Genomic DNA, 7,951 nt, shown 5'->3' with positions numbered 1-7,951 from the left:
CCTTCGAGGATCACGCGGTGACCACCCTCATGTCCGGGATTCGATACTCACCGGACTACTCGGCGAGCTCCTACACCACGCTATTGGACGCAACCCAACATCCATCGATCTCGATCGTGCCCCACTGACATTTGGGGTGGGACACCGAGGAATCGGGATAGGCATGCCAGGACCAGCTCACCACCTCCAGCAAATTATGCTTGATCGTTTGCGCATACGGGCGGTCGCTGGCATGTGGGCGCAGTGCCTCGCGGATCATCTGGAGGAAACGCCAACGATCGACACCGAAGGTGATCATCAGTTCATCAGAGGGGGCGCCACCGAACGGGGCCCATCGGATGGCAAACTCGATCACCGACCTGGCGTGGGCATCCACCGACTTCACGGACTCCAGGAAGTCGCATTGGTTCAGCGAGGACCTGACCCACTCTGGGCTACGGGGACCGTCCACCATCACAGGAGTCCGCGATGCGATCTACTCCGATGAGGCGCACTCATACGCCCAGGCAGCAGGTTGTCCGGGACTCGCCTGCTGGTCGCCGTGGTTGCGAATACGGGGAACCCGCCACTGGAGGGTCCAGGTTCGAACCGCACTCGTACCGGCTTGTCAGATGATGACGGGATCTCCCCTTCGATCGTGGTGTAGACCCAAGGCCCCTCATCGAGCGCGACGATAGCGATCTGCGACGGCACCCATTCCTCGAGACTCCCGTCGGGCAGCACCCGATACACCACCCGCCAGGACACGATTGCCCCCTCACCGCAGGAGGGCACCCATTCCAGCGTCGTCGACCTACACGACGTGCATGTGCCAGCCAGCGGCGACAGGAACGCCGCACAGTTGCTGCACCGCCTGACCATGAAAGTCGTCTCGCCGACCTTCTCGGCAGCGGTGTCGGCGACCCGGTGCGAATTCGGTGAACTCATGAGATCTCCTGCGGATAGCGGCTGCTGTGGTGCCAACAGCCTCTTTTGCGCTCGCGGTACCCGCGACGGCCAAGTGACCCAGGACATACCTGTTTTTGCGCCGCAGCACGTTGGAAGAGGCCAGAGCGGCAGTCGTCCGCCACACGCTCCGCAACGTATGCGTCGGTAGTAGTAGGGCATCGACGGCGCCGGCAGTTCGCGAGAGTTGCCCCTGCCGACACCGAGGCGCCGCTCACCTTCGACGCCTACCGCACATGTCTCATGCGACATGCGGATTCTGGGGAACCGCGGGCCGTCACGATGAACGTCGGCTCCCCCCGTGGGGGGAAGTCTCGTAGCTCACCGGCGTAGTCGGGATCGCCGTGTATCGGCAGCACATCGGTGACGTCGGCGGTCTACATGCCGCGTCGGCGCAATCGCGCGAGCAAGGTGTTGTCGGGTGTGAGGTCCGGGCGAAAGATCTAGGTCCACAGGCGGCCCATCGACGTCCCGTCAGCCTGCGAACTCACACAATTTGTGGTGCCCTCAGGGACTGGGGACCAGTGGAATTGAGGCCGTGATGATCGAAGATTCGGCCGACGTCGCGGAGTGTCGCCCAGACCCGCAAGCTGAAGGGATGGTCGCAGCCCAGGCTGGCGATGGAGGCCCAGGTCCTCAAATGCCCCATCTCGGTCGCCCTGATCAGGCCGTGGAGCAGGGACGACGCGCACAGGGTGCCCATGTGGCAGTTGCTTGCCGACCGAGTCAACGACGGCCAAGCGGTCATGGACAGTTCGCACCGCGGGTAGAGATCGCTGGCACCCAGTCGACTTCGACGGCCTCATCCTTTCCGCGAGACGACGACTACGGTAGATAGTTCGACCACGGCGTACGTGGTGGAACGGTCCAGTGCATTGCCGCGGCGCTGATGCGTGGCCGAATTGAAGTCAATGAAAACGTTGCTCCACGCCAGAAAACCAGCAGGTCAACAAGTATCGGCCCCGCACCCGCGGGGATGGTCCCGGGATGGGGACGCATGGGACTGTACCGATGAGATCGGCCCCGCACCCGCGGGGATGGTCCTTACTTGCGCCGCGAAAAGGGTTGGCGCTGCGAATCGGCCCCGCACCCGCGGGGATGGTCCTCCGGCCTGGTGGGTCAGGCCCATCCAGCCCACATCGGCCCCGCACCCGCGGGGATGGTCCGACGCGCCACTGACCGATCAAGAGATCCGCGACATCGGCCCCGCACCCGCAGGGATGGTCCGCTGCTGACCGACATCACCGAGGACTCCGAGGCGATCGGCCCCGCACCCGCGGGGATGGTCCATGCCCCGGATACAGCTCCTCCAGCTCGGCGAGATCGGCCCCGTACCCGCGGGGATGGTCCTTGCCTCCGGCGTAACTGTTGTCGTCCGGACCGATCGGCCCCGCACCCGCGGGGTCGCCGCACTCGCGGGGATGGTCCGTTTGGCGACGACGGGCCCAAGTCATTACCCTCCGCACCGACACTGACCCCGACCCCGACCAGCGCGCTGCGACCCTACACGCGTGCGCGCTCCGCGACGAACCCGCTTCAATCCCGGCCCTGACCATCGTCCCGGAATCGATGTGGGAACCACGAAGGATCTGCTGTATCGGCAGCTGATAACCACTGACACCGAACTGGTGTCGCGTCTGGGGATCGGTGACGTGTTGGCGGCGGCACCAACGATGTATTGGCGGCGGCGGGCCGTTGAGGGGTCCTTACCGACCCAGGAACTGTTGCAGCCACGTGCGGTGTTCCGGTTCTCTCGTACATCCGTAGTCTGTGGTAGTCTGGGTCGTGGCGATTACGTGGTATTGGGGGTTGGCGCATCTGCTGGCCCAGTCCGGTATCGACATCGACGACGTGTATGACCTGCTCAGCGCGTGGCTTGCTGGAGAACGCCGCGTGTGGTTCATGCCAGCCGTCGATGACGCGGCGGGACTCGAGGCGTCGGTGTTGATGGGGCGGGCGGACGATGGTCAGCCGTTGCTGCTCCTGGCACGCATCGACGGTAAGGACATCTACATCATCAATGCGTTCCGTCCAACCCCGGAACTGGTCGCCGAATTCGAGCAATGGGAGGCCCGCAATGGCTGATTTCGAGAACATGACCCCCGACCAGATCGCTGCCCTCACCAAGCGCCTGGTCCTCGATCCCGCTCAGGCTGAAGAGTTGGTGGTGATTCCTGGTGTTGACACGGGGGAGACGATCGTTCCCCGGTCGGTGAAACTGCCCGCCTCTCTGGATCGCCGATGCAAGGCGCGCGCCACCGAATTGGGGATGAATCAGTCCGCCTACATTCGGTCACTGATCGAGAAGGACCTCGCCGAACCGCAGGGCCGCCCACTGACGACCGCGGATCTGCCGTTAATTCTCGAGTTCATCCGGCACGCCGCGTAGGCAGCTACCGTCGCACATACGACCATCTTTACGACGGCGTGTACGACGTTAGCGACAAAACGGCCGTCCAAGCGGGTAATGGTGTGTCTCAGATTCGCCTCGAGTGAATCTGGGGCTGATCGGGGCGTTAACTCACCTTCTGCAGTCAGCTCACTCGTTGGGGAGAACCCACAGTGATACTCGCGTGGCAGCGACGAGTACAGGATTCGGTCGGCGGATTGCCTGGAACCAACTCGGCGGTGCTGCTGAGCAAAGTCGGTGCGATGGAGTTGCTTTCGGAGAATCCACCGTTCAAGCCGAACGTGGTGATTCGAGGACTGGAGGCGTTGCAGGTGGGTTTCCAGCCCGCCTGATCCGATGACGCGTACCGGCGCGGCGTTCACGGGTGGATGCGTGTGAGCGCCGCGCCGGGCAGCGCAGCGCGGCCTGGAAGCCGATCCATCCGATGCTGCCGCGCAAGAGGATTCGCAGTGTAACCGGCGGGTACCGGGTGTATCGGTGCCCGTCGGGGATTATCGGGCTTTCGGCTCTGGCGCACGTACGGTGGTGTGGTCGGGTCTGGTTGACGGCATGATGCCTCGGTGGTTGAGGTGGATGACGGTGTTGGGCTTACCGCCTCCAGACACGGCTGCGGCTCGTCCGATAGCCAGGCGGTCCGCCGCCCGAGATGCCGCGCCGCGCATGGACGTAAGCCAGATCGGTTTGGACTTGCAGGTATTCGACGAGCACCCCCACTGCACGCGCTGGCGGGCGTACCCCTCCGGGCCGCCGATCGGCTCGAGGGCGCGCGGTAGCCTCCAGCCGCGGATGTCCCGGCTTGCCGACGTCGTGCGTCTCCGCACGACGTCGGAGTCGGCGACCGGTATTAGGTCAAGGCCGAGGTGGATTTGAGTACCCATTCCCGATAGCCCGGGTGGGCCTCGACGACGGGGAAGGCCAGCACTTGCGGGACCTCATAGGGGTGATACTGGTCCGCGGCCTCGACAATTCGGCCGACCAGGCTGCGCCGGGTGTGAATCCACACCAGCGCCTCGCCCTCGTCCTCCACCGCGCCTTCCCATCGGTAGATGCTGCGAGCTTCGGGCACGATGTTCCCGCAGGCGGCCAACTGGTTCTCGACCAGGTGGCGGACGAACTGCGCCAGTGTGTCTTCGTCTGGCCCGGCAATGGATACGGTTACGAGCTCTTCATCTTGTCCCACGACAGCAAGTCTGGCTCATTGTCGGCGGTCCGCGACATCAGAGCGTGGACCTGTTCCTCGGTCCGGGCGATCGCGCCCCAGCCGCGAACCACGGGGGCCGCGTACGACAGGCCGACCCATCCGCCGATCATGATCTGCCCGTGAGGGTGCAGGGCGAAGTAGAGCACGCCCTTGCTTCGGATAGCTCCCTCACTGGCGTTGTACCAGCCCATCAGGGACGAGTTGTCGTAGAGCCGAAGCTCTCCGGTCCACTCGTACGCCCCGGACTCGATGGCGTCCACGCGCTCTCCGAACAGCTCCAGAATGTTCCCATCCTGAACGATCCGGAGCGGATGCACATCCACCCGGTGAACACCGTCCTTCTGGGTCTGCCACCCGGCCCACCACACCCCGGTGAAGTCCAGGCCGCGAGCAGTCTTGCCGGCCAGTTCGGTCAGCGTGATGCCCATGTAGTCGGCGATCCGGGATGCGACCTGAAGCGGCGGATCAGCCTCGCCGGATATGTATCGGCCTATCTGCCGCTGGTCCACATCCACCTCACGCGCGAAGGCACGCTCATGTCGTGCCGTTTGAGGTACGCGCCGATTACCTCTCCGGTGGTGGTCATGGTCGGTCCCTACAGCTCGCAATTCGATTCTCTAGGCACAGGGTAGCCACCCGGCGTACGGTGAGGCGAGTATGTCACATTGAGTCAATTACGAATCATCGTAGATGACGGGGGAGTCATGGCTCACACGTCAGAAGATTCGGCTTCCGAGCCCGGTACTGTCCGCCCCGCGCGGCTCTTCGAATTCAGTGGGGGCGTGTTGGAGCTCCAGAGCTACCGAGACGAGACCGGCGACTACTCGGGGTTCCATCTGGAATGCCACAGACGTATCGAGATCGATGGACACGCAGATAGCGGGGCAGTGATGAAGTACAAGCCGGTAGCCGTGGGGTATCTCCGCACCGATGTGTCCGGCGCGGGCCTGCTCTGGGACCAAACCCAAATCCGCAGGCTCGCCGAGCGTCTTGGGTACGACTTCGCCGACATGGTCATCTACGACCCGAAATTCGGACGGCCACCACTGGCCAGGCTCAAAGCGCAGGCAACCCGACTCGACGCCGAGGCGGTCATCGTGGCGGGCCCGAAACACTTCGAGGCCGCGGAGATACCGGCCGCACTGGTCCACCAACTCGACGTCATCACAGCGAATCCCGAACAGACCTACGCCCGCCGGGCAATGTCACCACTTCGGGACCTGCCACCCGCGAACGCGGATGGCGCATAACCAGGGAAGGCCCTCGGGCGGGTGCTTCGGTTTCGCCGTAAACCTACTGGAGTCCCACGTCGGCACCGGGAGCCTTTCCGCGTCCAACCAGCGTGACCACGGTCAGTGACGATTCGTGCCCATTCTCTGACGGTTTGCTGACATGGAGCGGCGCGCCGGGAAGGATCGGTGCGACGCTCCCATTGCCGCGAGGGGGTGTCAATCGGAATCATGCGACACGAAAGACACTGGCGGGGCCACCTGACGTGCCGTTCGAGAACATGGCGGAGTTCGGGAAGCCGCAACCGTGGCCGGGACTGCCGGTGCACGCGTGCCCGTACCGCATCGGCGACAAGACCGGCTATGCAGTAGAAGTACTGCAGTCCGCGGTGCAGACCGCGGCGGAGATCGTTCAACATCAGAGCTGAATGAAAGGACGAGGCTTCATGCCCATCGGACCGATGACACCCTCGAGGCTGGACCCGGCCACGGCGCGCGAGCTGTGCGACCGAATCCAGTCCATCGGCGAAGTACTCGACGCGATCGCCGGGCAGCCAGAACACCCTGCGATTGTCGCGTTGGCGCAGGCGGCGAACGAGATCACCGCCAGCGCGATGATCGACTCTCCGCGCCGCTACGCCGACTACGCCGCGGCGCGGGAGTGACCTCGACGCGACGCGCAAATGACGAAACCACCCCAGCCAGGAAAACAGCTGGGGTGGTTTCGTTTTGGCGCTATGCCCGTTCGTGCCGTGCGCTGGCGTGTCGCCGAGTTGATCGTGAAGCATGACGGGACATCGATGTGGACCTGGGCGACCGTCACCGCCATCACATGAGGGGAATCCATGAAGACTGCGAAGACTGCCGCTCTGCTCACCGCCACTGTGCTCGCTGTCACTCTGCTCTCCGTGGCGCTGCTGCCCGCCTGCGGATCGAATTCATCCGGGCCTTCGACCTACGAGATCACGACCACCGCGAAGGTTGCGCCAGCAGCGGCGCAGACATCTGCGGCCACTTCAGTCGATAACCGGTACTTCGCAGATCTCGACAAGGCTGGGGTCCCGTATGCGCAGGCCCGGAAGGATCTTGTGATCGAGAAGGGCCAATACGTCTGCAACTTGCTCAAGGACGGCACTTCTTGGCGTGACGTTATTACCAAATGGGGCCCAGAGAACGACTTGAGCTGGATCGACCAGGCCGCGGCGGCGGTCGACGCCTATTGCCCCGAGTTCAAGGCGCAGTTGAAGTGACGTCGTTGATCACGTCCACGAGCCGCTGGCAGTATCCGCCGGTGATGTAGTCGCGGATGTGGATTTGTCCGGAGAGGCAGCCGAACATCTGCATGGCCGCGGTGCTGTAGAGCTGCCAGGTGGTGATGGAGTGGCGCCACCATCAGAAATTGGCCGACAAAGTCCGCCGACGCAGCGGCTTCCGCGACCAAGAGCGCGGCGCCCTCGTCGGCCTGTCCTGCAGCCCGGGCGGCCAAGGGATCCGACACGGATCAGGCGCACGTCGATGCCCTCCGTGCCGTGGGAATCAGTAGCTCGAAGGCCACCGACGACCAGCTGAAAACCGATGGGCTCGCGACCTGCATGGAACTGCGGACGACCAGCGATTCGGTCATCACGATCGCCGTGGGGATGACGCGCAGTCCCTTCAACCTCACTCAGCACGAGACCGACATGGTCGTGATCAATGCAGTGAAGGACATCTGTCCGGAATTCCAGTCGCGCGTCGACAACCCGTAGCGGTCAGACGGGCCCGGTCCAGACCGGCAGCCGCGGTATGGCCTTGATCAGCCGCGCGGGCACGCCTTCGCCGGAGTGCCGGCTGTGATTGTTCTCGATGGTGGTGGCGGTTCCGACTGCCTTCGTGGTGAGCGTGGCCGACTCGACCGCGGTGGCCCTGCCGGATGACGTGATGGTAACAAGCACGACCTCACCACCTCAGCCGCGTAAATGGCTGGGGCGGTTTCGCTTCGGCGCTATGACCGCTCGTGCCAGTTATCCAGCCGATAGCTGACATAGACCGCCGCACCGAGAAGGATCGGCGCGAGACTCGCAGCTGGAAATATCGCAGCGTGGCGATGCCACGGGGGACCGTCAATCAGAGTCACGCGACACAAAAGACGCTGGGTACGAAGCATTTTGTACGGGCTGGCCTGTT

At 63.8% G+C, this 7,951-nt stretch carries 12 protein-coding genes and 1 CRISPR repeat array; of the genes, 7 read left to right on the top strand and 5 right to left on the bottom strand.

Translation table 11 applies throughout. The features are described from left to right. Positions 1-70: 70 nt before the first annotated feature. Both ACWEKS_RS40765 and ACWEKS_RS40760 read right to left on the bottom strand, forming a co-directional pair. Positions 71-385: a hypothetical protein gene (locus tag ACWEKS_RS40765; protein ID WP_452345066.1), complete on the bottom strand. Its 315-nt coding sequence runs from the start codon at positions 383-385 to the stop codon at positions 71-73. Positions 386-453: 68 nt separating this feature from the next. Next, entirely contained in the window at positions 454-861 is a 408-nt protein-coding gene (locus ACWEKS_RS40760) for a Zn-ribbon domain-containing OB-fold protein (protein WP_452345067.1), read from the bottom strand. A 1,039-nt stretch (positions 862-1,900) separates the two neighbouring features. Next, a CRISPR array of direct repeats spans positions 1,901-2,356; the repeat unit is 28 nt; unit sequence ATCGGCCCCGCACCCGCGGGGATGGTCC. Between the two features lie 398 nt (positions 2,357-2,754). Here ACWEKS_RS40760 and ACWEKS_RS40755 point away from each other — a divergent pair. Next, complete coding sequence (locus ACWEKS_RS40755) at positions 2,755-3,030, top strand: hypothetical protein (protein ID WP_452345065.1); 276 nt, start codon at positions 2,755-2,757, stop codon at positions 3,028-3,030. Positions 3,031-3,040: 10 nt separating this feature from the next. Then, positions 3,041-3,334, top strand: coding sequence for a hypothetical protein (locus ACWEKS_RS40750; protein WP_452345064.1), 294 nt, complete (start codon positions 3,041-3,043; stop codon positions 3,332-3,334). A gap of 865 nt (positions 3,335-4,199) precedes the next feature. Here the strand turns inward: ACWEKS_RS40750 and cutA are convergent. Next, positions 4,200-4,535: a divalent-cation tolerance protein CutA gene (gene cutA / locus ACWEKS_RS40745; protein ID WP_379446491.1), complete on the bottom strand. Its 336-nt coding sequence runs from the start codon at positions 4,533-4,535 to the stop codon at positions 4,200-4,202. Continuing rightward, on the bottom strand, positions 4,511-5,164 hold the full coding sequence (locus ACWEKS_RS40740) for a helix-turn-helix domain-containing protein (protein WP_452345063.1): 654 nt from the start codon (positions 5,162-5,164) through the stop codon (positions 4,511-4,513). Before ACWEKS_RS40740 ends, cutA begins: the two co-directional genes overlap by 25 nt. Positions 5,165-5,338: 174 nt before the next feature. Here ACWEKS_RS40740 and ACWEKS_RS40735 point away from each other — a divergent pair, with 174 nt between their 5' ends. From ACWEKS_RS40735 to ACWEKS_RS40715, 5 genes are all read left to right on the top strand, one after another. Then, positions 5,339-5,806 carry a hypothetical protein gene (locus ACWEKS_RS40735; RefSeq protein WP_452345062.1) on the top strand — a complete coding sequence of 156 codons (468 nt, stop codon included), beginning with the start codon at positions 5,339-5,341 and terminating at the stop codon, positions 5,804-5,806. A gap of 260 nt (positions 5,807-6,066) precedes the next feature. Then, positions 6,067-6,213 (top strand): hypothetical protein, encoded by a 147-nt coding sequence (locus ACWEKS_RS40730; RefSeq protein WP_452345061.1) that lies wholly within the window; start codon positions 6,067-6,069, stop codon positions 6,211-6,213. An 18-nt stretch (positions 6,214-6,231) separates the two neighbouring features. Then, positions 6,232-6,450, top strand: coding sequence for a hypothetical protein (locus tag ACWEKS_RS40725; protein ID WP_452345060.1), 219 nt, complete (start codon positions 6,232-6,234; stop codon positions 6,448-6,450). A 180-nt stretch (positions 6,451-6,630) separates the two neighbouring features. Beyond that, positions 6,631-7,035 (top strand): DUF732 domain-containing protein, encoded by a 405-nt coding sequence (locus tag ACWEKS_RS40720; RefSeq protein WP_452345059.1) that lies wholly within the window; start codon positions 6,631-6,633, stop codon positions 7,033-7,035. Positions 7,036-7,314: 279 nt separating this feature from the next. Continuing rightward, on the top strand, positions 7,315-7,533 hold the full coding sequence (locus ACWEKS_RS40715) for a hypothetical protein (protein ID WP_452345058.1): 219 nt from the start codon (positions 7,315-7,317) through the stop codon (positions 7,531-7,533). A gap of 3 nt (positions 7,534-7,536) precedes the next feature. On the opposite strand, the gene ACWEKS_RS40710 is transcribed toward ACWEKS_RS40715, so the two are convergent. Beyond that, positions 7,537-7,719 (bottom strand): hypothetical protein, encoded by a 183-nt coding sequence (locus ACWEKS_RS40710; protein ID WP_452345057.1) that lies wholly within the window; start codon positions 7,717-7,719, stop codon positions 7,537-7,539. Positions 7,720-7,951: the final 232 nt, after the last annotated feature.

Source organism: Nocardia sp. NPDC004711, from assembly GCF_053601595.1.
This window is presented reverse-complemented; position numbering and strand designations above follow the sequence as displayed.